Consider the following 22,773-nt stretch of genomic DNA (forward strand, 5'->3'; position numbering starts at 1 on the left):
ATGGCGCACGATTGATATCTGGGAGCCCTATCGACAGCGCGCGCAACGGCTGTCGATTTCCGCGGTGCGGCCGGGACTCTCGGCCGCCCACTCGGGCGGCTCAGTCGAACAGTGTCGGCTCGGCCGGCACCCGTCGGCGTTCCAATTCGAGCAGCGTCTGCTTGCGGTCGAGTCCGCCGCCGTACCCGGTCAACTTCCCGCCGGCTCCGATGACCCGATGGCACGGCACGATGACGGCAATCGGATTGTGGCCGTTGGCCAGCCCGACCGCACGCGCGGCGCCGGGAGCGTCGATCTGCCGAGCGATTTCCCCGTAGGACCGGGTTTCGCCATAAGGAATCGTGGTCAATGCCGTCCAGACCCGGCGCTGGAATTCCGTGCCGCACAATTCCATCTCAATATCGAAATCGCTGAGGTTGCCGGCGAAATATGCATCGAGCTGTTTGACCGCGTCATCGAACGCGCTGTCGTCCAGTTGCCAATCGGCGCGACTGGGCTCATATGTCTGGTCCACCATGCGCAGATTGGTCAGCACCCCGTCCCGGCCGGCCAGCGTTAACGGTCCGATCGGGCTCTCGATAGTGCGATAGACGATCATGCGATCCTTACCTTTCTTGCAGGGTGTTCGGGGCCGATGGATTCTGGGGCGGCGAATTCTGGGACGACGAATCTTGGGGCGGCCACACATTGACCGGATGTTGCAGCGTGGTCCACAAATGCTGGGTCGCATAGGAGCGCCACGGCCGCCAGCGTGCGCTGTGCGCCACCAGGGCCCGCTCCTGTTCCGGCAGTCCGAGTGCTCTGGCTGCCGTCCGCAAGCCGAGGTCGCTGGCCGGAAAGGCGTCGGGATCACCCAGGCCGCGCATGGCGATCACCTCGGCAGTCCATGGACCGATACCGGGCAGATCGAGCAGTCGTTGTCGCGCGCGGGCCCAGTCGCAGCCGGGGTCGAGGATGACACGGCCCTCCGCCAACGCGTCGATCAGTCCGGTCACCGTCCGGCGCCGCGTCTTTGGCACGGCCAGATGGACCGGGTCGATGTCGGCGAGTTGCTCGACGGCGGGGAAGGTGTGGGTCAAACCGCCGGCGGGATCCGGCACCGGGTCGCCGTAGGCCGCCACCAGGCGTGCGGCGTGGGTGCGGGCGGCTTTGGTTGATACCTGCTGTCCGAGCACCGTCCGAATTGCCAGTTCGGACTCGTCGACCGTGCGCGGGATGCGTTGTCCCGGCGCCTTGGCAACCGCTGCGGCCAACTCCGGGTCGCTGCTCAGCGCTTCGACCACCGCCTCCGGATCGGCGTCGAGGTCCAGCAGCCGTCGGCACCTGGCCGTGGCGCTGGCCAGGTCGCGAAAGTCATCCAACACCAGCAGGCAGCGGACGTGGTCGGGGGCAGGTGTCAGGGTCACCACGCCGTTGCCGTGGGCGAGTCGCAACGTCCGGCGCAGCGAGCCGGCGCGGACCTCCTCGCACCCCGGCACCGCGGTGGCCGCCAGGTGGCCGAACACGCCCTCGTAGGCGAACGGGGTGCGGACCGCAAGACGCAATGAGAGCGCCCCGGCGGCGGGGAGCGCGGGGTAACGTCCCGCCGCCCGGGTGCGCAGCGCCGTCGGCGTGCTACCGCACGTCAGTCGCACCGTGTCATTGAACTGCCGGATGCTGGAAAAGCCGGCAGCGAACGCGACGTCGCCGAAGCGCAGGTCCGTGGTCTCGATGAGCACCCGGGCGGCCTGCATCCGTTGGGCGCGGGCCAGGGCGAGCGGGCCGGCGCCCACCTCCGCCTGCAGCAGCCGCTCCAGCTGCCGGGTGGTGTAACCGAGGCGGACGGCCAGTCCGGTGACGCCTTCGCGGTCCACCGTGCCGTCGGCGATGAGTCGCATCGCCCGCGCCACGACGTCGCCGCGCACGTTCCACTCCGGCGAACCCGGGGAGGCGTCCGGACGACACCGCTTACAGGCTCGGAAGCCTTCGCGCTGGGCGGCCGCCGCCGTCGGGAGGAACCGCACGTTGCGGGCCAGTGGCGGCGGCACCGGGCAGCTGGGCCGGCAGTAGATCCGGGTGGTCAGCACCGCGATGACGAACCAGCCGTCGAACCGGGCGTCCTTGGCCTGGACCGCCCGATAGCAGCGTTCGAAATCGTCGTGCACCCTTCAACAGTTACACCGTCGGGCCGACATGACTGGCGGAAAAACGACATCAGGGTGCAGCGGATCAGTCCCCGCCGCCGCACCCGCCCCCGCAACCGCTGTCGCCGCTGCAACCGTCGCCGCCACCGCCGCAACCTCCGTCGCCGTCGTTACGCCGGGAGCGGCGCCCGGCGTCCCAGTCGTCGCCGCGTGGATCTCGCAGGGCGCTGATCGCGGCCCTCGCGCCCAGCAGAACGAGGGATGCCAGCACCCCGCAGATTATCCAGCCGGCGCTGTCCATGGGCACAGGCTACTCGCATCAGCAAACACTGCAAGGGCGTATACCTGGCGCTTGCGCCCACTACCGCAACCGTCGGCGCCGCAACCGCCTGCGCCGTACAGCGGCCGCGCTACTTCTTCTGTTCAGCCTGCTTTGCGGGTTCAGCCGGCTCAGCGGGCGAGGCCAGCCGGGTGCGGTGATCGTGGCCACGCAGTTTGACGTGTCTGCCCAGCGTCCACCGCGCCTGCTCTTCCTCGCTGGCGTCTTCCACCGTCTGCGCCGACGCCAGCAACCGTCCCGGTTTGGATTTCGCCAACTCGCACAGCCGTGCGGCCTCGTTGACCGGCTCGCCGATCACCGTGTACTCGAAGCGCTCCTTGGCGCCGACATTGCCGGCGACCACCTGCCCGGCCGCCACGCCGATACCCGCTTTGCATTCGGGCATTTCCTTGGCCAGCCGGTCGGCGATCGACCGGGCCGCGGCCAGCGCCGAGTCCTCGGGGGAATCGAGATGATTCGGGGCTCCGAAGATCGCCAGCGAGGCGTCGCCCTCGAATTTGTTGACCAGGCCGCAGTGTGCGTCGACCTCCTCGACGACGATCGTGAAGAACCCGTTCAGCATCTGCACGACCTCAGCGGGCGGGCGTTTGCTCACCAACTGCGTCGAGCCGACGATGTCGATGAAGACGACGGCGACGTGGCGTTCCTCGCCGCCGAGCTTGGGTTTTTCGCGTTCGGCGGCCAACGCCACTTCACGCCCGACGTGGCGACCGAACAGATCGCGCACCCGCTCGCGCTCGCGCAGCCCGTCGACCATCGTGTTGAATCCCCGCTGCAGCTCACCGAGCTCGGTGCCGTCGAACACAACCAGGTCGCCGCGCAGGTCGCCCTGCTCGACGCGCCTGAGCGCTGATCGCACCACCCGCACCGGGGTGGCCGTCAGCCACGCCAGGATCCACATCAACGTGAAACCGAAGATCAGCGTGACCGTCGAGATGATCAGCACTCCGACCGCGAACTGGGTCTGAGTCAGGTTGCGCAGCACCATCTCGAAGACCGCCATCAGGCCGATGCCGACGACGGGCACACCCGAACCGAGCAGCCACACCAGGATGGTGCGCCCCATGATGCCCGAGGACAGTCGCCGGGGCGGGGGTCCGGCCTCGAGTGCTTTTGCGGCGACCGGCCGCAGGGCGAACTCGGTGAGCAGATAGCTGCTGGTGGTCACCAACAGCCCGCAAAAGCCAACCGCCACCAGGAATCTCGGGACGAACATGGTGTTGGCGATCCCGTAGAGGATGGTCAGCAGTGCGGTGCCGATGCCCCACAAGATCAGATGGCCGACCGCGACACGCCACGGGGCCATGAAGGTGTTGCGTTCATCCTTCTCGGTGGGTGCGCGGTCCTCGATCGCCCAGCGCAACGACTCCACGGTGCCGCGGGTGATCCCGTAAGTGCCTACCGCCAGTGCGACGACGACGTAGCTCGGGTTGACGATGAACGTGAGCCAGATCGGTGCGTCGTCGAAAATGCTCGGCACCGGCACGGCGACGGTCACCAGCAACACGGCGACGGCGATGCCGATCAGATTCGCCCCCAGAATGAGGACGGTCATGATCACCTGGATGCGGACCCGTCGGCGGTGCGGGTCTTCTGCGACACGTCCGAGCAGCCAGGAGCCGTACGCGGGGGTATCCGGTCGTCCGCTCTGCCGGGTCAGCTTCTCCAGCAAGCGGCCCAACCGCTGGGCAAAGGTCGGCTTGGACGGCATCGTGGCGCCAGCCTAGTTTGTCGAGACGTTGCAGGCTCGCTCGGGTTTCGCGGGCAGGCTCTAAGGTGGTCGGGTGCGTCTCGTCATCGCCCAGTGCACCGTGGACTACATCGGCCGGCTCACCGCGCACCTGCCGTCCGCTCGGCGGCTGCTGCTGTTCAAGGCGGACGGCTCGGTCAGCGTGCACGCCGACGATCGTGCCTACAAGCCGCTCAACTGGATGAGCCCGCCGTGCTGGCTGAGCGAGGAGCCGGGGCCGGTGTGGGTGGTGACGAACAAGTCCGGTGAGCAGTTGCGCATTACCGTCGAGGCGATCGAACACGACTCCAGCCACGAGCTGGGCATCGACCCGGGACTGGTCAAGGACGGCGTCGAAGCTCACCTGCAGGCGCTGCTCGCCGAGCACGTCCAGCTACTCGGCGAGGGCTATACGTTGGTGCGTCGCGAGTACATGACCGCGATCGGCCCGGTGGACCTGCTGTGCCGGGACGAGAAGGGCGGCTCGGTCGCGGTGGAGATCAAGCGCCGCGGCGAGATCGACGGTGTGGAGCAGCTCACCCGTTATCTGGAACTGCTGAACCGCGACAGCGTGCTGGCTCCCGTGCAGGGGGTGTTCGCCGCCCAGCAGATCAAGCCGCAGGCCCGCACCCTGGCCATTGATCGTGGGATCCGTTGTCTGACATTGGATTACGACAAGATGCGGGGTATGGACAGCGACGAGTATCGGCTGTTCTGATGACGCGGCGCCGCAAACCGCCACTTAGGGCGCCGTCGCTGGCGCCGCGCCGGCTGGAGACAGGGCCGGATGGCTACGAGTACGAGGTGCGCCCGATCGCCGCGGCGCGGGCCGTCAAGACCTATCGCTGTCCCGGCTGCGATCACGAAATCCGTTCCGGCACAGCTCATGTGGTGGCATGGCCAGCTGAAACGGCGGCCGCGGTGGCGGACCGGAGGCATTGGCACACGCCGTGCTGGACCAATCGGGCCAACCGCGGGCCGACCCGCAAGTGGTCCTAGCGCTCGGCCGGCTCCACCAACTCGATCAACACCCCACCGGCGTCCTTGGGGTGGATGAAGTTGATCCGGGAGTTTGCGGTGCCGCGCCGCGGCGCGTCGTAGACCAGGCGCACGCCCTGGGACCGCAGCTGCTCGCACATCGCGTCGAGGTCCCTGATCCGGCAGGCCAGCTGCTGGATGCCGGGGCCGCGCTTGTCGATGAACTTCGCGATCACCGAGGTCTCGTCGAGCGGGGCCATCAGCTGGATCTGTGCGCTGGTGCCGGGCACGGCCAGCATCGCCTCACGAATGCCCTGGTCGTCGTTGATTTCCTCGTGCACCAGGATCATGCCCAGGTGGTCGTTGTACCACTCGATGGCAGCGTCGAGGTCGGCGACTGCGATGCCGACGTGATCGAGGCCGGTAACCAGTGAGGTAGCCAGACTCTGACGGGCGTCAACTTGATCGGTCGTCATCTCCTAAAGGTAACCTCATAGAGACAAAACCACACTTCCGGGTTGGCGCGGCCAGCCCTTCGGTGTGCGCTGAGGAGGATTCATGACGACGTCGGTGATCGTTGCTGGAGCGCGGACACCTATCGGCAAGTTGATGGGGTCGCTGAAGGATTTCAGCGGCAGCGATCTGGGTGCCATCGCGATCAAAGGTGCCCTGGAGAAGGCGAACGTGCCGGCTTCCGCGGTCCAGTACGTGATCATGGGCCAGGTCTTGACCGCTGGGGCCGGGCAGATGCCCGCCCGCCAGGCTGCGGTGGCCGCCGGTATCGGCTGGGACGTGCCGTCGCTGACGATCAACAAGATGTGTTTGTCCGGGATCGACGCGATCGCCCTGGCCGACCAGCTCATTCGTGCCGGTGAGTTCGATGTCGTGGTCGCCGGTGGTCAGGAGTCCATGACCAGGGCGCCGCACCTGCTGATGGACAGCCGATCGGGCTACAAGTACGGCGACGTCACGGTGCGCGACCACATGGCCTACGACGGGCTGCACGACGTGTTCACCGATCAGCCGATGGGTGCGCTGACCGAGCAGCGAAATGACACCGACAAGTTCACCCGTCAGCAGCAGGACGAATACGCGGCGCAGTCCCACCAGAAAGCGGCCGCGGCCTGGAAGGACGGTGTGTTCGCCGACGAGGTCGTACCGGTGGAAATCCCGCAGCGCAAGGGTGATCCGCTGCAGTTCGCCGAGGATGAGGGCATCCGCGCGAACACCACCGCCGACTCGCTCGCCGGCCTCAAACCGGCGTTCCGCAAGGACGGCACGATCACCGCGGGATCCGCGTCGCAGATCTCCGACGGCGCGGCCGCGGTCGTGGTGATGAACAAGGCAAAAGCCCAGGAACTCGGGTTGTCCTGGCTGGTCGAGATCGGTGCGCACGGCGTGGTCGCCGGACCGGACTCGACCCTGCAGTCCCAGCCCGCCAACGCCATCAAGAAGGCGCTGGACCGCGAGGGTATCTCGGTCGAGGATCTCGACGTCGTGGAGATCAACGAGGCCTTCGCCGCGGTGGCCCTGGCCTCCACGCAGGAGCTGGGGATCGACCCGGAGAAGGTCAACGTCAACGGCGGTGCGATCGCCGTCGGACACCCGATCGGGATGTCCGGGGCACGCATCACGCTGCACGTGGCGCTGGAGCTGGCCCGCCGCGGATCGGGCTACGGGGTGGCAGCACTGTGTGGTGCCGGCGGCCAGGGCGACGCGCTGATCCTGCGGGCCGGCTAGCGCGCCGACGAGTTTGCTGGCGGACCACCGATCCGACACCTTTACAGTTTCTGTGAGATTTGTCATATGAGCTCCCGAAAGCCCCGGAGGGCGCCGTCGGTGGTGCGAAGCGGCGTGACAGACTTGACGGCGTGACACGTCCACGGCCCTCGATCGGGCCAGCGTTGGCCGGTGCGGTCGACCTGTCCGGTCTCAAGCAACGCGCGCAACAGAAGGCGGCGGCCCCCGCGGCCGCTCCGCAGTCCGGCGACCGAAGCGACCCCGGTGACGTAGCGGTCATTCAGGTCACCGAGGCCAACTTTGAAGACGAGGTGATCAACCGGTCCGACGAAGTCCCCGTCGTGGTGCTGCTGTGGTCACCGCGCAGCGAGGTCTGCGTCGAGTTGCTCGAGACGCTGGCGGGTCTGGCCGCCGCGGACAACGGCAAGTGGGCGCTGGCTGCGGCCAACGTCGACGCCGCGCCCGGGATGGCCCGGGTGTTCGGGGTGCAAGCGGTCCCGACGGTGGTGGCTCTGGCCGCGGCGCAACCGATTTCGAGTTTCCAGGGTCCGCAGCCGGCGGATCAGTTGCGCAGCTGGATCGACAAGCTGCTGGACGCGACCGCGGGTAAGTTGCGGGGGCCGGGAACTGTGGGAGAGCCGGCGCAGGTCGACCCGGCGCTGGCCCAGGCCCGGGCGGAATTGGAAGCCGGCGATTTCGCCGCGGCCAAAGCGTCCTACCAGGCGATCCTGGATGCCAACCCGGGCAGCGTCGAAGCCAAGGGCGCCATCCGCCAGATCGACTTCCTCACCCGCGCCACCGCGCAGCGACCGGACGCCGTCCTGGTTGCCGACGCCGCGCCCGAGGACATCGAGGCCGCGTTCGCCGCGGCCGACGTGCAGATCCTGAACCAGGACGTCGCCGGGGCGTTCCAGCGACTGACCGCCCTGGTGCGGCGTACTTCCGGAGACGAGCGCGGCAAGGTGCGCACGCGGCTGATCGAGTTGTTCGAGCTGTTCGACCCGGCCGACCCCGAGGTCGTGGCCGGGCGGCGCAACCTCGCCAACGCGCTGTACTGAGACCTGCGCCGGTTACTCGGGTTCCAGCCACAACGCCGACATCGGCGGCAGCACCATCACCGCCGACGCGGGGCGCCCGTGCCAGGGGTCCTCGGTGGCATCCACGCCACCGAGATTGCCGATCCCCGAGCCGTTGTAGACCGTCGCATCGGTGTTGAGCACCTCGCGCCAGCGGCCGGCGGCGGGCAGGCCCATCCGGTAGTTGGCGTGCTCGGCACCGGCGAAGTTGAACACACACGCCAGCACCGAACCGTCGCTGCCGTAACGCAGGAAACTCAACACGTTGTTGGCCGAGTCATTGGCATCGATCCAGGAGTAGCCCTCCGGGGTGGTGTCCTGACTCCACAGCGCCGGGTGGCTGGTGTAGATGCCGTTCAGGTCGCGCACCAATCGCAGTGTCCCGTTGGAGAATCCCTGCTCGTCGAGCTGCCACCAGTCCAGGCCGCGTTCCTCGGACCACTCGGCACGTTGCCCGAACTCCTGACCCATGAACAGCAGTTGCTTGCCCGGGTGGGCCCACTGGTAGGCGAGCAGGCTGCGCAACCCGGCCGCTTTGGCGTGGTTGTCGCCCGGCATCCGGCCCCACAGCGTGCCCTTGCCGTGCACCACCTCGTCGTGACTCAGTGGCAGCACGTAGTTCTCGCTGAAGGCATACAACAGCGAGAACGTCATCTCGTGGTGGTGATAGTTGCGATAGATGGGATCACGGCTGAGGTAGTCGAGCGTGTCGTGCATCCAGCCCATATTCCACTTCATCGAAAAGCCAAGGCCGCCAAGGTTCGTCGGGCGGGTGACACCCGGCCACGACGTCGACTCCTCGGCAATGGTGACGATGCCCGGCGCGGCCTTGTGTGCGGTGGCGTTCATCTCCTGCAGGAACTGCACCGCCTCCAGATTCTCCCGCCCGCCGTAGATGTTCGGCGTCCAACCGTCGGCCGGACGCGAATAATCCAGGTAGAGCATCGAAGCCACCGCATCCACCCGCAGCCCGTCGATGTGGAACTGGTCGAGCCAGTACAACGCGTTGGCCACCAGGAAGTTTCGTACCTCTGGTCGGCCGAAGTCGAAAACGTAGGTGCCCCAATCCAGTTGCTCGCCGCGCTTGGGGTCAGAGTGCTCGTAGAGGGGCGTTCCGTCGAACCGGCCCAGCGCCCACGAGTCCTTGGGGAAGTGGGCCGGCACCCAGTCCACGATGACGCCGACACCCGCTCGGTGCAGGGCGTCCACCACCGCTCGGAACTCGTCGGGTGTGCCGAACCGGGAGGATGGCGCATAGTACGAGGTGACCTGGTACCCCCACGACCCGCCGAACGGATGCTCGGCCACGGGCAACAGCTCCACGTGGGTGAAACCCTGTTCGACAACGTATTCGGTCAGCTCATGGGCGAGCTGCCGATAGGTCAGGCCGGGCCGCCACGAGCCCAGATGCACTTCCAGGGTGCTCATCGGCTCGAACACCGGGTTGCGTTGCGCGCGGCGGGCGATCCACTCGTCGTCGGTCCAGGTGTAGCGGCTCACCGTCACCCGCGACGCGGTCTGCGGCGGCACCTCGGTACCGAAGGCGAACGGGTCAGCGCGATCGGACACCACTCCGTCGGCGCCGTGCACGCGGAACTTATACAGGCCGTCAACGGGGAAGTCCGGCCAGAACAATTCCCATACGCCCGAGGAGCCCAGCGTGCGCATCGGGGCGTCGTTGCCCGTCCATCCGTTGAACTCACCAATCAGACTGACTCCGTTTGCATTCGGCGCCCACACTGCGAAGGACACCCCGTCGACCACCCCGTCGGGCGTGGTGAAAGATCGGGGATGAGCGCCGAGCACTTCCCAGAGCCGTTCGTGGCGGCCCTCGGCGAACAGGTGCAGGTCCACTTCGCCGAGGGTGGGCAGGAACCGGTAGGCGTCGGCAACAACATGTGGGGCGGCGCCTCGAGGATCTCCGTAGGTCACTTCCAACCGGTAGTCGACCAGGTCGACGAAGGGCAGCGCGACCGCGAACAATCCGGAACCGATGTGCTGCAACGGGAATCGCTGGTCGCCGACCAACGCGACCACGCTGGTCGCGTGCGGGCGGAAGGTCCGGACCACCGTGTGATCGCCGTATTCGTGGGCGCCCAGGACACTGTGCGGATTGTGATGCACGCCTGCCGTCAACCGGTCCAACTCGGCGGGGTCGGGCGCCAGGTGTGCCGTGGCGAGATCAGTTCGATTCATTTCCTGTCACCTCCTGCGCAGCAGGGTGCGTCGGGCCTCGTCGGGTATGACCGGCATGTTCACGATGTGCGCCACGGCCCGGCCCGGATCGAGGCGGACGTAATTGGCTTGCCCCCATTGATATTCCTCACCGGTGATCTCGTCGCGCACCCAGAACCGTTCGTAGGGCTCCATACCCAACGCCTCCATGTCCAACCACAGCGTCGACTCCTCGGGTCCGAACGCGTTGAGCGTCACCACCACCAGCACGCAGTCACCGGTAGCCGCGTCGAACTTGCTGAAGGCCAGCAGGGCGTCGTTGTCCAAGTGGTGGAAATGGATGGTGCGCAGCTGCTGCAGCGCGGGATGCAGGCGGCGGATCTCGTTGAGCCGGGTGATGAACGGCTCCAGCGAATTCCCTTCGGCCAGTGCGCCCGCGAAGTCCCGGGGGCGCAACTCGTACTTCTCCGAATCCAGGTACTCCTCGCTGCCTTCGCGCACCGCGCGGTGCTCGAACAGCTCGTATCCCGAGTACACCCCCCACGCCGGGCTCATCGTCGCGGCCAGCACCGCACGGATGGCGAACATGCCCGGCCCGTTGTGTTGCAGGATCGCATGCAGGATGTCCGGCGTGTTGACGAACAGGTTGGGGGTGCGGAAGTCGGCGAGTCTGGCGATGTCGTTGCCGAACTCGGTGAGTTCCCACTTGGCCGTGCGCCAGGTGAAATAGCTGTAGGACTGGGTGAAGCCCAGCTTGGCCAGGCCGTACTGGCGAGCCGGCGGAGTGAACGCCTCGGACAGGAACAACACGTCGGGGTCGACCGACTTGACCTGGCCGATCAACCAGGCCCAGAAGTTCGGCGGCTTGGTGTGCGGGTTGTCGACCCGAAAGAACTTGACGCCGTGGTCGATCCAGTACCGCACCACGCGCAGCACCTCGTCGTAGAGGCCGGCCGGGTCATTGTCGAAGTTGATCGGATAGATGTCCTGGTACTTCTTGGGCGGGTTCTCCGCGTATGCGATGGTGCCGTCGGGCAGCTCGGTGAACCAGTTGCGGTGGTCGCGGGCCCACGGATGGTCCGGCGCGCACTGCAGCGCCAGGTCCAGGGCAACTTCCAGGCCCAGGTCGCGGGCGGCGGCGACGAAGTCATCGAAATCGTCGATGGTCCCGAGCTCTGGATGCACTGCGTCGTGGCCGCCTTCGTCGCTGCCGATCGCCCACGGCGACCCGACGTCTCCGGGCGCGGCGGTGGGATTGTTGTTGCGGCCCTTGCGGTGCACCTTGCCGATCGGATGGATCGGCGGCAGGTAGACGATGTCGAAACCCATCGCGGCGATCCGGGGCAGCGCGGCCGCCGCGGTGGCGAAGGTGCCGTGCACCGGGTTGCCCTCAGCGTCCCAGCCGCCGGTCGAGCGCGGGAACATCTCGTACCACGAACCGAAACGGGCCAGCGGCCGGTCCACCCAGACGCCGAACTGCTCTCCGCGAGTGACCAACTCCCGCAACGGGAACGCGTCGAGCAGGTCTTCGATCTCAGGAGCGAGCGCCAACGCGGTGCGGGTGATCGGGTCACCCGGCGTCCGCAGCGCCGCCGCCGCGGCCAACAGCGGTTCCCGTTGCTGGCGGGGCACCCCCGCGGCCGCGCGGTCGAACAGCGCGGCGCCGACCAGTAAGTCGTTGGACAGTTCGCTCTCGCCTTGGCCTGCATCGAGTTTCGCCGTCAACCCGTGCCGCCAGGTGTGGATCGGATCACCCCAGCCCTCGACCCGGAACGCCCACAAGCCAACCCGGTCGGGCGCAAACTGGCCGTGGAAGACATATGGTTCCAGGCCGAGCGCCATCGGCAGGCGCAGCGGGCTATCGCGCTCGGACCCCTCGCTATCCGGGGCGGACTTGACCCCGCGCCCTTCGGTCACCTGCGGATAGCGCGTCCCCAGATAGCGCACCACCAGCGTGGCTGCCACCGCGTCATGGCCCTCTCGCCACACCGCGGCACTGACCGGGATCACCTCGCCGACCACCGCTTTAGCGGGGTACGTACCACACGAGACCACGGGCTGGACGTCGTCGATCTCGACACGACCGGGCACCAATCACTCCCATCCGATGTGCGGCCCCTGCTGCGCTGCATTGTCGCTGGAGGGTCCGGCTGCCCGGCTGCGTGGCGGCCCGGCCCTGGGCCGCATCGTGGCCGGAATATTCCTGAGCTGTTCACCCCGGTCGGCGCGTCGGTCGGTCATCGGGGTGTCGTTCTGGGTCGGTCTGTTGGCCTCTTTGCGCCCATACCCACCCTAGTGTCGGACTACACCGAAGGTGTCGAAGCCGACTGCCGGTCCGATCCCGACAGAAGGCTGCGGGCTGGGAAAACCTCAGTAAGGTGGAAATGCGTGAAAGCCCTCCGCCGCTTTACCGTCCGTGCTCACCTTCCCGACCGACTCGCCGCGCTGGACCAGCTGTCGACGAACCTGCGCTGGTCGTGGGAGAAATCCACCCAGGATCTGTTCGCGTCCATCGACGCTGAGCTGTGGTCCAGGTGCGGCAACGATCCGGTGGCGGTGCTCGGCGCCGTCAAGCCCGCGCGTCTAGACGAATTGGCGCTCGATGAGGATTTCCTGCGTCGACTGGACGCACTCGCCGCCGACTTGAACGACTATCTGACCAGGCCGCTGTGGTATCAGCAACAGGGAGACGAGGCAGCCCTGCCCACCGGAATCGCGTATTTCTCGATGGAGTTCGGTGTCGCCGAAGTGCTGCCCAATTACTCCGGCGGTCTCGGAATTCTGGCCGGCGACCACCTGAAATCCGCATCCGATCTGGGCCTGCCCCTGATCGCGGTCGGGTTGTACTACCGCTCCGGGTACTTCCGCCAGTCGTTGACCGCGGACGGTTGGCAGCAGGAGACCTACCCGTCGCTGGACCCGCAGGGACTGCCGCTGCGGTTGCTCACCGACGCCGCCGGCAGTCCGGTGCTGGTCGAGCTGGCCTTACCGGATTCCGCACAGCTGCGGGCGCGGGTCTGGGTCGCGCAGGTCGGCCGGGTGCCGCTGTTGCTGCTGGACTCCGACGTCCCGGAGAACGAGCACGAGTTGCGCGGCGTGACAGACCGGCTGTACGGCGGCGACCAGGAACACCGCATGGTCCAGGAGCTCCTGGCCGGGATCGGCGGGGTCCGCGCGATTCGCGCCTTCACCGCCGTCGAGGGGCTGCCGGCCCCGGAGGTCTTCCACATGAACGAGGGTCACGCCGGCTTCCTCGGGGTCGAGCGTATCCGCGAGCTGGTCACCGAATCGGGCCTGGACTACGACACCGCGCTGACGGTGGTGCGGTCGAGCACGGTGTTCACCACCCACACCCCGGTCCCGGCGGGCATCGACCGGTTCCCGGTGGACCTGGTGCGGCGCTACTTCGACGACCAGGGCGACGGCGTCCCGAAACTGCTGCCCGGGGTGCCCACCGCCCGGGTCCTGGCGCTGGGCGCCGAGGACGACCCGACCAAGTTCAACATGGCGCATATGGGCCTGCGGCTGGCGCAGCGCGCCAACGGCGTATCGCTGCTGCACGGTCAGGTCAGTCGCGCCATGTTCAACGAACTGTGGCCCGGATTCGACGCCGGTGAGGTGCCGATCGGGTCGATCACCAACGGGGTGCACGCCCGCACCTGGGCGGCGCCGCAGTGGTTACAGCTGGGCCGCGAGCTGGCCGGATCGGATTCGTTCAGCGGACCGGCCGTCTGGTTGCGGCTACAGCAGGTCGACCCGGGGCACCTGTGGTGGATCCGATGCGAACTGCGGGCGCTGCTGGTCGAGGACGTCCGGGCTCGGCTGCGCAGGTCGTGGCTGGAGCGCGGCGCATCAGAAGCCGAATTGAGTTGGATCGCAACCGCATTCGATCCGGATGTGCTTACCATGGGCTTCGCCCGACGGGTTCCGACCTACAAGCGGTTGACCCTGATGCTGCGCGATCCGGCTCGGCTGGAGCGGCTGCTGCTTGACGAGCACCGGCCGATCCAGCTGATCGTCGCCGGCAAGTCGCACCCGGCGGACGACGGCGGCAAGGCGCTGATCCAGCAGGTGGTGCGGTTCGCCGATCGACCGGAGGTGCGCCACCGCATCGCTTTCCTGCCGAACTACGACATGTCGATGGCCCGGCTGCTCTATTGGGGCTGCGATGTCTGGCTGAACAATCCGCTGCGGCCGCTGGAGGCCTGTGGCACCTCCGGCATGAAAAGCGCCCTCAACGGCGGCCTGAATCTGTCCATCCGCGACGGTTGGTGGGACGAGTGGTACGACGGCGAAAACGGTTGGGAGATACCGTCTGCCGACGGCGTGGCCGATGAACACCGGCGCGACGACCTGGAGGCGACCGCGCTGTACAACCTGCTCGAGCAGGCGGTGGCACCGAAATTCTACGAACGTGACGAGCACGGCACGCCGCCGCGCTGGATCGAGATGGTGCGGCACACGTTGCAGACCCTCGGACCCAAGGTGCTGGCATCGCGGATGGTCACCGACTACGTCGAGCAGTACTACACCCCGGCGGCCCAGTCGCTGCGCCGCACGGTCGCCGCTCCCGACGGCGGCCACGAGTTCGACGCGGCGCGCGAGCTCGCCGCGTACCGGCGCCGCGCCGAAGCGGCTTGGCCGAAAATCCACATCACCGACGTGGACAGCACCGGATTGCCCGACAGCCCGCTGCTCGGGTCGAAGCTGACGCTGACCGCGACTGTGCAACTGGCCGGACTGTCGCCCGACGAGGTAGCGGTGCAGGCGCTGCTGGGCCGGGTCGATGCCGGCGACGTGCTGCAGGATCCGATCGTGCTGGGAATGACCTACGCCGGCAGCGCCGACGGGGGCAACCAGGTGTTCTCCACCACGACGCCGCTGCCGATGGCCGGTGCGCTGGGCTACACCGTGCGGGTGCTGCCGCGGCATCCGATGCTGGCCGATAGCAGCGAACTAGGGCTGGTCACGCTCGCGTAGCCGTCGGCGAGCAGACGCAAAGGCCCCGGAAAAACGGCGTTTTAGGGTGCTTTTGCGTCTGCTCGCGCCAGGCGGGTGAGCGCCGCGCGGACCTGCCCGGCGTTGGTGGTCTGCCAGAACGGCGGCAGCGAGGCACGCAGGTACTCGCCGTAGCGTGCGGTGGCCATGCGCGAGTCCAGCACCGCCACCACGCCGCGGTCGCTGACCCGGCGCAGCAGCCGGCCCGACCCCTGCGCCAGCAGCAGCGCCGCATGGCTGGCCGCGACGGCCATGAAGCCGTTGCCGCCGCGGGCGGCGACCGCGCGCTGACGTGCGCTCAGCAGCGGATCGTCCGGCCGCGGAAACGGGATGCGGTCGATCAGCACCAACGACAGCGACGGCCCCGGCACATCGACGCCCTGCCACAACGACAAGGTGCCGAACAGCGACGTGGCCGGATCGGCGCTGAACTGCTCCACCAACGCTGAGGTGCTGTCGTCACCCTGGCACAGCACCGGGGTGGACAACCGGTCGCGCATCACCTCGGCGGTGGCCCGGGCCGCGCGCATCGAGGAGAACAACCCCAGCGTGCGGCCACCGGCGGCGGTGATCAGATCGGCGATCTCGGCCAGCTGCTCAGCCGATCCGGTGCCGTCCCGGCCCGGCGGCGGGAGATGCGCGGCGATATAGAGGATGCCGGATTTCGCATGCTGGAACGGCGATCCGACGTCAAGGCCGCGCCAGGACGACTCGCCGCTCAGTCCCCAGGCCGCGGCCATCGCATCGAATGTCCCGCCGACCGTCAGCGTCGCCGACGTCAACACCGTCGTCGACCGGGTGAACACGTGGCTGGCCAGCAACCCGGCCACCGACAGGGGAGCCACCCGCAGCACTGCGCGCGGTGCACCGCGGTTGTCCTCGTGGTCGAGCCAGACAATGTCGGTGCGGTCGACCAGGGCCGGGCCGAACGAGGCGAGGACTCGAGCGGCGGTGTCGGAGATCTCGAGCAACGCTGCCGCGGCCTCCGCGCGCGCCGCGGCCGCCCTTGCATCGCTGGTGCCTTCGATCGCCGAGCGGGCCGCGGCAGCGGCGTCGCGCAGCGCGGTCAGGTAGGTCGCCAACTCGTCGTCGAGGTGGTCGATACGACCGGGCCGGGCCTCGTGGATCGCCGACGCGAAAGTCGTCGAAGCCGCTTCCAGGCGCTGGACCAGCTCGGGAGCCACCAGGCGGGCGATGCGTCGGGTGGCCACTCCCAGCGTCGCCGACGTCAGTTCCGCGGTCGCCACCGAGGTCACGCGATCGGCCAGCTCGTGCGCCTCGTCGACGACCAGCAACTGATGTTCGGGCAGTACGGCCGAGTCGGACACCGCGTCGATGGCCAGCAGTGCGTGATTGGTGACGACGACATCGGCCGCGCCGGCGCGCCCCCGGGCCCGTTCCGAGAAGCATTCGGTGCCGAACGGGCACCGGGCCACGCCGATGCATTCCCGCGCCGAAACGCTGACCTGTGCCCAGGACCGGTCCGGTACACCGGGTTTGAGGTCGTCGCGGTCACCGGACTCGGTTGTCTCCGCCCATTCGGTGAGGCGTTGCACGTCGCGGCCCAGCGCGCTGACCGCCATCGGATTGAACAGTTCCTCCTGCGGTGCATCGGCATCCTCGGTATGCAGAGAACCATGGATCTTGTTCAGACACAGGTAATTTCGTCGTCCCTTGAGTAGGGCGAACGTCGGCCGGCGCGGCAGCGCGTCGGCCAGCGCGTCGGCCAGCCGGGGCAGGTCGCGGTCGACGAGCTGGCGCTGTAGCGCGATCGTCGCCGTCGACACCACCACGGGTTCGTCGTCGCTCACCGCCCGCAGGATCGACGGGACCAGATATGCCAGCGACTTGCCGGTGCCGGTGCCGGCCTGCACCACCAGGTGCTCACCCGTGGCGAAGGCCTGCGCGACCGCAGCCGCCATCTCCTGCTGGCCGCGGCGCTCACTGCCGCCGAGCGCCGCCACGGCGGTGGCCAGCAGCGCCCCGACCGCTTCGGCCTCAGACACCGTCAGGCCGGGATGATCTGGGTCGGTATCGCCGGTTCGCCGGGCGACAAACTCAGGCCCTCCCAGGGCAGGCTACGCAACCCCGCGGCCACCCGCTCACGGACCGCGGCGAGGTCCTCGGCGGCGACCACCCGACCCGCGCGGACCAGCGGGGTGGTCAACACCCGGTGCGGCTCGTCGATGGCGGGTGCGCGTCCCGCCGGATGCACGATTTCCTCGGTGATGGTGCCGGTCGGCCGCGCCAACCGCAGCGCCGCCTTGCGACCGCCGTGCGACTGCTTCTGGCTGCTGCGCTTCTGCACCGGAATGCCGTCCACCTCAACGAGTTTGTAGACCATGCTGGCCGTCGGCGCCCCCGAACCGGTAACCAGCGAGGTGCCCACGCCGTAGCTGTCGACCGGTGCGGCGAGCAGGCCGGCGATGGAGAATTCGTCGAGGTCGCCGGTCAACACGATGCGGGTCCGCGGGGCGCCGAGATCGTCGAGTTGAGCGCGCACCTGGTGGGCCAGCACCGCGAGATCGCCCGAATCGATACGGACCGCACCCAACTCCGGTCCCGCGGCTGCTACCGCGTTGGCCACCCCCGTCGTCACGTCATAGGTGTCGACCAGCAGCGTGGTGCCGGGCCCCAGCGCATCGACCTGCGCCCGGAAAGCGCCCAACTCTTGGGGCCCGTCCCGCCCGGTATGAACCATGGTGAACGCGTGCGCGGCGGTCCCCACCGCGGGCACGCCGTACCGTCGGTGGGCCTCCAGATTGGAGCTGCCGGCGAAGCCGGCCAGGTAGGCGGCACGGGCCGCCGCGACCGCGGCGCGTTCGTGGGTACGCCGGGTGCCCATCTCGATCACCGGCCGGTTGCCCGCCGCGCAGACCATGCGCGCTGCGGCCGACGCGATCGCCGTGTCGTGATTGAAGATGGATAGCGCCAGGGTCTCCAGCAGCACGCATTCGGCGAAGCTGCCGTGCACCGACAACACCGGAGAGTGCGGGAAATACAGCTCGCCCTCGGCGTAACCGTCGATGTCGCCCCCGAAGCGGAAGTCCCGCAGATAGTCCACCGTGTCGGGATCGAGGAACCCGGCCAGCAGATCGCAGGCGTCGTCATCGAATCTGAACTGCGGCAAGACTTCCAGCAGGCGGCCGGTTCCGGCTACCACGCCGTAGCGGCGGCCCGCCGGCAACCGGCGGGCGAACAGATCCCAACTGGTCCGGCGGTGGGCGGTGCCGTCGCGCAGCGCCGCCGCCAGCATGGTCAATTCGTATTTGTCGGTCAGCAGCCCAGCTAATGCCGAGTCATTCACGTCGCCAACGGTATCGGCTGACTGCCCCGGTGTGCTCTCGGTATCCTTGCCCCATGGTGGTTGCGATAGCGCCGGCCAAGCCGGGTAGCACCGGGCAGCGCGAATCCGCGCCGGTCGAGGCTACGACGAGCCCGTGGGTCACCATCGTCTGGGACGATCCCGTCAATCTGATGACCTACGTGACGTATGTGTTCCAGAAGCTGTTCGGCTACAGCGAGCCCCATGCCACCAAGTTGATGCTGCAGGTGCACAACGAGGGCAAGGCCGTGGTGTCGTCGGGTAGCCGGGAGTCCATGGAAGTCGACGTATCCAAGCTGCATGCCGCCGGATTGTGGGCGACGATGCAGCAGGACCGCTGAGACCCGGGGCGGCCGGAACACATCGTGCGCAAATGGAAGCGCGTCGAGACGCGCAGCGGTCCCCGTTTTCGGTCGTCGCTCGCCCCGCACGAGGCGGCGCTGTTGAAGAATCTGGTGGGCGCGATGATCGGGTTGCTCGACGAGCGCCAATCCACCTCGCCGTCCGACGAGCTCGAGGAGATCACCGGCATCAAGACCGGGCATTCCGAGCGCCCGGGCGATCCGACGCTCGGGCGGTTGCTGCCGGACTTCTATCGGCGCGACGGGGCCGACCCGCTGACTCTCGAAGCCTCCGAGACGCTGAACGCGGCGTTGCGAAGTGTGCACGAGCCGGAGATCATCGATGCCAAACGTGTTGCCGCCCAACAGTTGTTGGACACTCTGCCGGGCAACGGCGGCCGGTTCGAGCTGACCGAGGAGGGCGCCAACGCCTGGATCGCGGCCGTCAACGATCTGCGGCTGACCCTGGGCGTGATGCTCGAAATCGGCCCGCAGGGTCCCGAACGCCTACCGGCCGACCACCCGCTGGCCGCGCACTACGACGTCTACCAGTGGCTGACGGTGTTGCAGGAATACCTGGTGCTGGTGTTGATGGGGCCGCGATGAGCTCCATCACCGACGTGGGCGGTATCCGCGTCGGACATCACCACCGGCTGGACCCCGACGCATCGCTGGGCTCCGGGTGGGCCTGCGGTTGCACCGTGGTGTTGACGCCGCCGGGCACCGTCGGCGCGGTCGACTGTCGCGGTGGTGCGCCCGGTACCCGCGAGACCGATCTGTTGGACCCGGTCAACAGCGTGCGCTACGTGGATGCGGTGTTGCTGTCCGGTGGCAGCGCCTACGGTCTGGCCGCCGCCGACGGCGTGATGCGCTGGCTGGAGGAACAGCACCGCGGCGTGGCGATGGACGGGGGAGTGGTACCGATCGTGCCGGCAGCGGTGATCTTCGATCTGCCGGTGGGCGGCTGGGATTGCCGGCCGACGGCCGAGTTCGGTTACCAGGCCTGCCAGGCGGCCGACGACGCGTCGCCGCCGGTCGGGATTGTCGGCGCCGGAGTCGGGGCCCGGGTCGGTGTGCTCAAAGGCGGCGTGGGGACGGCGTCGGTGAGCCTGCCGTCGGGGGTGACGGTGGGCGCGCTGGTGGTGGTGAACGCTGCGGGCGAAGCCGTCGACCCGGCCACCGGTCTGCCGTGGCCGAGCGAACTGATCAGCGAGTTCGCGCTGTGCCCGCCACCGCGCGAGCAGGTCGATGCGCTGGCGCAGTTGCCGTCGCCGTTGAGCGAGTTGAATACGACGATCGCGGTGGTCGCGACCGACGCCGCGCTGAGCCCCGCCGCGTGCCGGCGGGTCGCGATCGCCGCGCACGACGGCCTGGCACGTACGCTGCGCCCGGCGCACACCCCGCTGGACGGCGACACGGTTTTCGCGTTGGCCACCGGTGCGGTCGAGGTGCCGCCCTCGGCGAACACCCCGGCCGCCATGTCGCCGGAAACCGGCCTGCTCACCGCGGTGGGGGCGGCGGCCGCGGACTGTCTGGCGCGCGCAGTGCTTGACGGGGTGATCGCGGCCGAATCGGTCGCCGGCGTCCCGGCCTACCGCGACGTGCTGCCCGGAGCGTTCCGGAGATGACAGCGTGCTAGTGATCAGGGCCGATCTCGTCGACGCCATGGTCGCGCACGCCCGCCGGGACCATCCCGACGAAGCCTGTGGCCTGCTGGCCGGCCCGGAATCCCGCGACCGTCCCGAGCGGCACATCCCGATGGCCAACGCCGAGCACTCGCCGACCTTCTACCGATTCGACTCCGGCGAGCAGCTCCGGGTGTGGCGCGAACTCGAAGCGTGCAACGAGGCGCCGATCGTCATCTATCACTCGCACACCGCGACCGAGGCGTATCCCAGCCGGACCGACATCGACCTGGCCGCCGAACCCGACGCGCACTACGTGCTGGTGTCCACCCGCGATCCGGACTGTCACGAGCTGCGCAGCTACCGGATTGTGGACGGCGTCGTCACCGAAGAACCCGTCGACATCGTTGCGCAATACTGATCCCGTCCACGTCACGAAAGGCCCGCATGACCGTCCACGTGTCCATCCCGACCATCCTGCGTCCGCACACCGGCGGCCAGAAGCGCGTCTCGGCGACCGGTGACACGCTCGGCGCGGTCATTCGGGATCTGGAAGCCAACTATTCGGGCATCTCCGATCGCCTGATCGACGGGGACAAGCTGCACCGGTTCGTCAACATCTACGTCAACGACGAGGACGTGCGGTTCTCCGGAGGACTGGACACCCCAATCGCCGATGGCGACTCGATCACCATCCTGCCCGCCGTCGCCGGGGGCTGAGCGCCACGCATGACGCGACAGATGGCCGGCGCCGGTAGCCTGGTGATGCCGAAAACGCTCTGAAAGGGCAGCTATGGGCATGAGTTCGAAGGTTCCGGCCAGACAGCAGAAGCCCGGCTGGGTGGTCGGTGCGACCACAATCATCACGTTCGTCGCCCTGTTGTACGTGGTCGAGTTGATCGACCAGCTCAGCGGAGGTCGGCTGGACCATAACGGCATCAGGCCGCAGACCACCGACGGTCTGTGGGGCATCCTGTTCGCGCCGCTGCTGCACGCGAACTGGCAGCACCTCATCGCCAACACGGTGCCGATGCTGGTGTTGGGTTTCCTGATGACGCTGGCCGGGCTGTCGCGGTTCGTCTGGGCCACCGCGATCGTGTGGATCCTGGGTGGCTTCGGCACCTGGCTGATCGGCAACGTCGGGAGCAGCTGCGGGCCGACCGACCACATCGGGGCTTCCGGCCTGATCTTCGGCTGGCTGTCCTTCCTGCTGGTGTTCGGGTTCTTCGTGCGTCGGATGCGGGACATTCTGATCGGGGTGGCGGTGTTGTTCGTCTACGGCGGCGTGCTGCTCGGCGCCCTGCCGCGGCTGCACATGTGCGGTGGCGTGTCGTGGCAGGCGCACCTGTGTGGCGCGGTCGCCGGCGTCATCGCGGCGTATCTGTTGTCGGCCCCGGAGCGCAAGGCCCGCGAGCGCAAGCGATCCCAGCGGGCGCCGCATATGAAGTCATGAGTTCGCCGCTGTCGCCGGTCGGAATCTTCGACTCCGGCGTGGGCGGGCTGACGGTCGCGCGCGCGATCATCGACCAGTTGCCCGACGAGGACATCATCTACGTGGGGGACACCGGCAACGGCCCGTACGGTCCGCTGCCCATTCCGGAGATCCGCGCGCACGCACTGGCCATCGGAGACGATCTGGTCAGCCGCGGCGTCAAGGTGTTGGTGATCGCCTGCAACTCGGCTTCGGCGGCCTGTCTGCGGGACGCGCGGGAACGCTACGACGTGCCCGTCGTAGAAGTGATCCTGCCGGCGGTGCGCCGCGCGGTGGCCACCACGCGCAACGGCCGCATCGGGGTGATCGGCACCCGTGCGACGATCACCTCGCACGCCTACCAGGACGCGTTCGCCGCGGCCCGCGACACCGAGATCACCGCGGTGGCCTGCCCGCGGTTCGTCGACTTCGTCGAGCGCGGCGTCACCAGCGGTCGTCAGGTGCTGGGCCTGGCCGAGGGCTATCTGGAGCCGCTGCAGCGCGCCGAGGTCGACACGCTGGTGCTGGGCTGCACCCACTATCCGTTGCTGTCGGGACTGATCCAGCTGGTGATGGGGGACAACGTCACCCTGGTCTCCAGCGCCGAGGAGACCGCCAAGCAGGTGCTGCGCGTGCTGACCGAGTTGGACCTGTTGCGCGAGCACCCGGACGGTCCGGGCGTCCCCGGGCCATCGCGGATGTTCGAAGCCACCGGTGATCCCGAGGCGTTCGTTGCGCTGGCGGCCCGCTTCCTGGGTCCCGCCGTCACGGGCGTCGACCCGGCCCGTCCCACACGCGTTCACTAGGCGGTATGCCGATGATTCTGGTCGAACAATGCGGCGATGTTTTCCC

General features: G+C 68.1%; 21 protein-coding genes. 12 read left to right on the forward strand and 9 right to left on the reverse strand.

Annotated features, from left to right (window positions below; translation table 11 throughout):
- Nucleotides 1–100: 100 nt before the first annotated feature.
- The 4 genes from AC5Y5Z_RS17895 to AC5Y5Z_RS17910 all read right to left on the reverse strand — a co-directional run bounded on the left by AC5Y5Z_RS17895 (nucleotide 101) and on the right by AC5Y5Z_RS17910 (nucleotide 4,174).
- On the reverse strand, nucleotides 101–598 hold the full coding sequence (locus tag AC5Y5Z_RS17895; protein ID WP_499926636.1) for a methylated-DNA--[protein]-cysteine S-methyltransferase: 498 nt from the start codon (nucleotides 596–598) through the stop codon (nucleotides 101–103).
- 7 nt (nucleotides 599–605) lie between these two features.
- Nucleotides 606–2,144 (reverse strand): AlkA N-terminal domain-containing protein, encoded by a 1,539-nt coding sequence (locus AC5Y5Z_RS17900; RefSeq protein WP_499926638.1) that lies wholly within the window; start codon nucleotides 2,142–2,144, stop codon nucleotides 606–608.
- 64 nt (nucleotides 2,145–2,208) lie between these two features.
- Nucleotides 2,209–2,424, reverse strand: a complete 216-nt coding sequence (locus tag AC5Y5Z_RS17905; protein ID WP_499926640.1) for a hypothetical protein — start codon at nucleotides 2,422–2,424, stop codon at nucleotides 2,209–2,211.
- Between the two features lie 109 nt (nucleotides 2,425–2,533).
- A complete protein-coding gene (locus tag AC5Y5Z_RS17910) occupies nucleotides 2,534–4,174 on the reverse strand; it encodes an adenylate/guanylate cyclase domain-containing protein (protein WP_499926642.1) in 1,641 nt (546 codons plus the stop codon).
- 73 nt (nucleotides 4,175–4,247) lie between these two features.
- Here AC5Y5Z_RS17910 and nucS point away from each other — a divergent pair, with 73 nt between their 5' ends.
- On the forward strand, nucleotides 4,248–4,910 hold the full coding sequence (gene nucS / locus AC5Y5Z_RS17915) for an endonuclease NucS (RefSeq protein WP_463826604.1): 663 nt from the start codon (nucleotides 4,248–4,250) through the stop codon (nucleotides 4,908–4,910).
- Nucleotides 4,910–5,191 carry an Rv1322 family protein gene (locus AC5Y5Z_RS17920; RefSeq protein WP_499926645.1) on the forward strand — a complete coding sequence of 94 codons (282 nt, stop codon included), beginning with the start codon at nucleotides 4,910–4,912 and terminating at the stop codon, nucleotides 5,189–5,191. The genes nucS and AC5Y5Z_RS17920 overlap by 1 nt, the downstream gene beginning before the upstream one ends.
- Here the strand turns inward: AC5Y5Z_RS17920 and mce are convergent.
- Nucleotides 5,188–5,646, reverse strand: a complete 459-nt coding sequence (gene mce, locus AC5Y5Z_RS17925) for a methylmalonyl-CoA epimerase (RefSeq protein WP_499926647.1) — start codon at nucleotides 5,644–5,646, stop codon at nucleotides 5,188–5,190. The genes AC5Y5Z_RS17920 and mce overlap by 4 nt on opposite strands.
- Before the next feature lie 82 nt (nucleotides 5,647–5,728).
- Here mce and AC5Y5Z_RS17930 point away from each other — a divergent pair, with 82 nt between their 5' ends.
- Both AC5Y5Z_RS17930 and AC5Y5Z_RS17935 read left to right on the forward strand, forming a co-directional pair.
- On the forward strand, nucleotides 5,729–6,910 hold the full coding sequence (locus AC5Y5Z_RS17930; RefSeq protein ID WP_499926649.1) for an acetyl-CoA C-acetyltransferase: 1,182 nt from the start codon (nucleotides 5,729–5,731) through the stop codon (nucleotides 6,908–6,910).
- A gap of 131 nt (nucleotides 6,911–7,041) precedes the next feature.
- Nucleotides 7,042–7,968, forward strand: a complete 927-nt coding sequence (locus tag AC5Y5Z_RS17935; RefSeq protein WP_499926651.1) for a tetratricopeptide repeat protein — start codon at nucleotides 7,042–7,044, stop codon at nucleotides 7,966–7,968.
- 12 nt (nucleotides 7,969–7,980) lie between these two features.
- Here the strand turns inward: AC5Y5Z_RS17935 and glgB are convergent, their stop codons facing one another.
- Together glgB and AC5Y5Z_RS17945 are read right to left on the reverse strand one after the other, a co-directional pair.
- Nucleotides 7,981–10,182, reverse strand: a complete 2,202-nt coding sequence (gene glgB / locus AC5Y5Z_RS17940) for a 1,4-alpha-glucan branching protein GlgB (RefSeq protein ID WP_499926653.1) — start codon at nucleotides 10,180–10,182, stop codon at nucleotides 7,981–7,983.
- Nucleotides 10,183–10,188: 6 nt separating this feature from the next.
- Nucleotides 10,189–12,252 carry an alpha-1,4-glucan--maltose-1-phosphate maltosyltransferase gene (locus AC5Y5Z_RS17945; RefSeq protein ID WP_499926655.1) on the reverse strand — a complete coding sequence of 688 codons (2,064 nt, stop codon included), beginning with the start codon at nucleotides 12,250–12,252 and terminating at the stop codon, nucleotides 10,189–10,191.
- A gap of 297 nt (nucleotides 12,253–12,549) precedes the next feature.
- Between AC5Y5Z_RS17945 and glgP the strand changes: the two genes are divergently transcribed.
- Nucleotides 12,550–15,141, forward strand: coding sequence for an alpha-glucan family phosphorylase (glgP, locus tag AC5Y5Z_RS17950; RefSeq protein WP_463826597.1), 2,592 nt, complete (start codon nucleotides 12,550–12,552; stop codon nucleotides 15,139–15,141).
- Between the two features lie 41 nt (nucleotides 15,142–15,182).
- On the opposite strand, the gene AC5Y5Z_RS17955 is transcribed toward glgP, so the two are convergent.
- Both AC5Y5Z_RS17955 and AC5Y5Z_RS17960 read right to left on the reverse strand, forming a co-directional pair.
- The gene (locus AC5Y5Z_RS17955) at nucleotides 15,183–17,165 is read right to left on the reverse strand and encodes an ATP-dependent DNA helicase (protein WP_499926658.1); all 1,983 of its coding nucleotides are present in this window, start codon (nucleotides 17,163–17,165) and stop codon (nucleotides 15,183–15,185) included.
- A gap of 2 nt (nucleotides 17,166–17,167) precedes the next feature.
- Nucleotides 17,168–18,466: a nicotinate phosphoribosyltransferase gene (locus AC5Y5Z_RS17960; RefSeq protein WP_499926660.1), complete on the reverse strand. Its 1,299-nt coding sequence runs from the start codon at nucleotides 18,464–18,466 to the stop codon at nucleotides 17,168–17,170.
- Nucleotides 18,467–18,519: 53 nt separating this feature from the next.
- Between AC5Y5Z_RS17960 and clpS the strand changes: the two genes are divergently transcribed.
- The 7 genes from clpS (at nucleotide 18,520) to murI (ending at nucleotide 22,727) form a co-directional block, all read left to right on the forward strand.
- The gene (clpS, locus tag AC5Y5Z_RS17965; RefSeq protein WP_055579620.1) at nucleotides 18,520–18,825 is read left to right on the forward strand and encodes an ATP-dependent Clp protease adapter ClpS; all 306 of its coding nucleotides are present in this window, start codon (nucleotides 18,520–18,522) and stop codon (nucleotides 18,823–18,825) included.
- A 24-nt stretch (nucleotides 18,826–18,849) separates the two neighbouring features.
- Nucleotides 18,850–19,431: an oxidative stress transcriptional regulator AosR gene (gene aosR / locus AC5Y5Z_RS17970; protein WP_463826594.1), complete on the forward strand. Its 582-nt coding sequence runs from the start codon at nucleotides 18,850–18,852 to the stop codon at nucleotides 19,429–19,431.
- Nucleotides 19,428–20,453, forward strand: a complete 1,026-nt coding sequence (locus tag AC5Y5Z_RS17975) for a P1 family peptidase (protein ID WP_499926663.1) — start codon at nucleotides 19,428–19,430, stop codon at nucleotides 20,451–20,453. The genes aosR and AC5Y5Z_RS17975 overlap by 4 nt, the downstream gene beginning before the upstream one ends.
- 4 nt (nucleotides 20,454–20,457) lie before the next feature.
- On the forward strand, nucleotides 20,458–20,871 hold the full coding sequence (locus AC5Y5Z_RS17980) for a M67 family metallopeptidase (RefSeq protein ID WP_463826592.1): 414 nt from the start codon (nucleotides 20,458–20,460) through the stop codon (nucleotides 20,869–20,871).
- A gap of 26 nt (nucleotides 20,872–20,897) precedes the next feature.
- A complete protein-coding gene (locus AC5Y5Z_RS17985; protein ID WP_463826591.1) occupies nucleotides 20,898–21,170 on the forward strand; it encodes a MoaD/ThiS family protein in 273 nt (90 codons plus the stop codon).
- Nucleotides 21,171–21,249: 79 nt separating this feature from the next.
- Nucleotides 21,250–21,903, forward strand: a complete 654-nt coding sequence (locus AC5Y5Z_RS17990) for a rhomboid family intramembrane serine protease (RefSeq protein ID WP_499926665.1) — start codon at nucleotides 21,250–21,252, stop codon at nucleotides 21,901–21,903.
- Nucleotides 21,900–22,727, forward strand: coding sequence for a glutamate racemase (murI, locus tag AC5Y5Z_RS17995; protein ID WP_463826589.1), 828 nt, complete (start codon nucleotides 21,900–21,902; stop codon nucleotides 22,725–22,727). The genes AC5Y5Z_RS17990 and murI overlap by 4 nt, the downstream gene beginning before the upstream one ends.
- Nucleotides 22,728–22,773: the final 46 nt, after the last annotated feature.

The sequence above is a fragment of the Mycobacterium sp. NGS29 genome (genome assembly GCF_059812965.1).

Excerpts from the sequence above, each read along its gene's own strand:
- AC5Y5Z_RS17895 (WP_499926636.1), bottom strand. The coding sequence starts at position 598 with ATGATCGTCTATCGCACTATCGAGAGCCCGATCGGACCGTTAACGCTG.
- AC5Y5Z_RS17905 (WP_499926640.1), bottom strand. The coding sequence starts at position 2,424 with ATGGACAGCGCCGGCTGGATAATCTGCGGGGTGCTGGCATCCCTCGTT.
- AC5Y5Z_RS17910 (WP_499926642.1), bottom strand. The coding sequence starts at position 4,174 with ATGCCGTCCAAGCCGACCTTTGCCCAGCGGTTGGGCCGCTTGCTGGAG.
- AC5Y5Z_RS17920 (WP_499926645.1), top strand. The coding sequence starts at position 4,910 with ATGACGCGGCGCCGCAAACCGCCACTTAGGGCGCCGTCGCTGGCGCCG.
- mce (WP_499926647.1), bottom strand. The coding sequence starts at position 5,646 with ATGACGACCGATCAAGTTGACGCCCGTCAGAGTCTGGCTACCTCACTG.
- AC5Y5Z_RS17930 (WP_499926649.1), top strand. The coding sequence starts at position 5,729 with ATGACGACGTCGGTGATCGTTGCTGGAGCGCGGACACCTATCGGCAAG.
- glgB (WP_499926653.1), bottom strand. The coding sequence starts at position 10,182 with ATGAATCGAACTGATCTCGCCACGGCACACCTGGCGCCCGACCCCGCC.
- clpS (WP_055579620.1), top strand. The coding sequence starts at position 18,520 with ATGGTGGTTGCGATAGCGCCGGCCAAGCCGGGTAGCACCGGGCAGCGC.
- AC5Y5Z_RS17975 (WP_499926663.1), top strand. The coding sequence starts at position 19,428 with ATGAGCTCCATCACCGACGTGGGCGGTATCCGCGTCGGACATCACCAC.
- AC5Y5Z_RS17985 (WP_463826591.1), top strand. The coding sequence starts at position 20,898 with ATGACCGTCCACGTGTCCATCCCGACCATCCTGCGTCCGCACACCGGC.
- AC5Y5Z_RS17990 (WP_499926665.1), top strand. The coding sequence starts at position 21,250 with ATGAGTTCGAAGGTTCCGGCCAGACAGCAGAAGCCCGGCTGGGTGGTC.
- murI (WP_463826589.1), top strand. The coding sequence starts at position 21,900 with ATGAGTTCGCCGCTGTCGCCGGTCGGAATCTTCGACTCCGGCGTGGGC.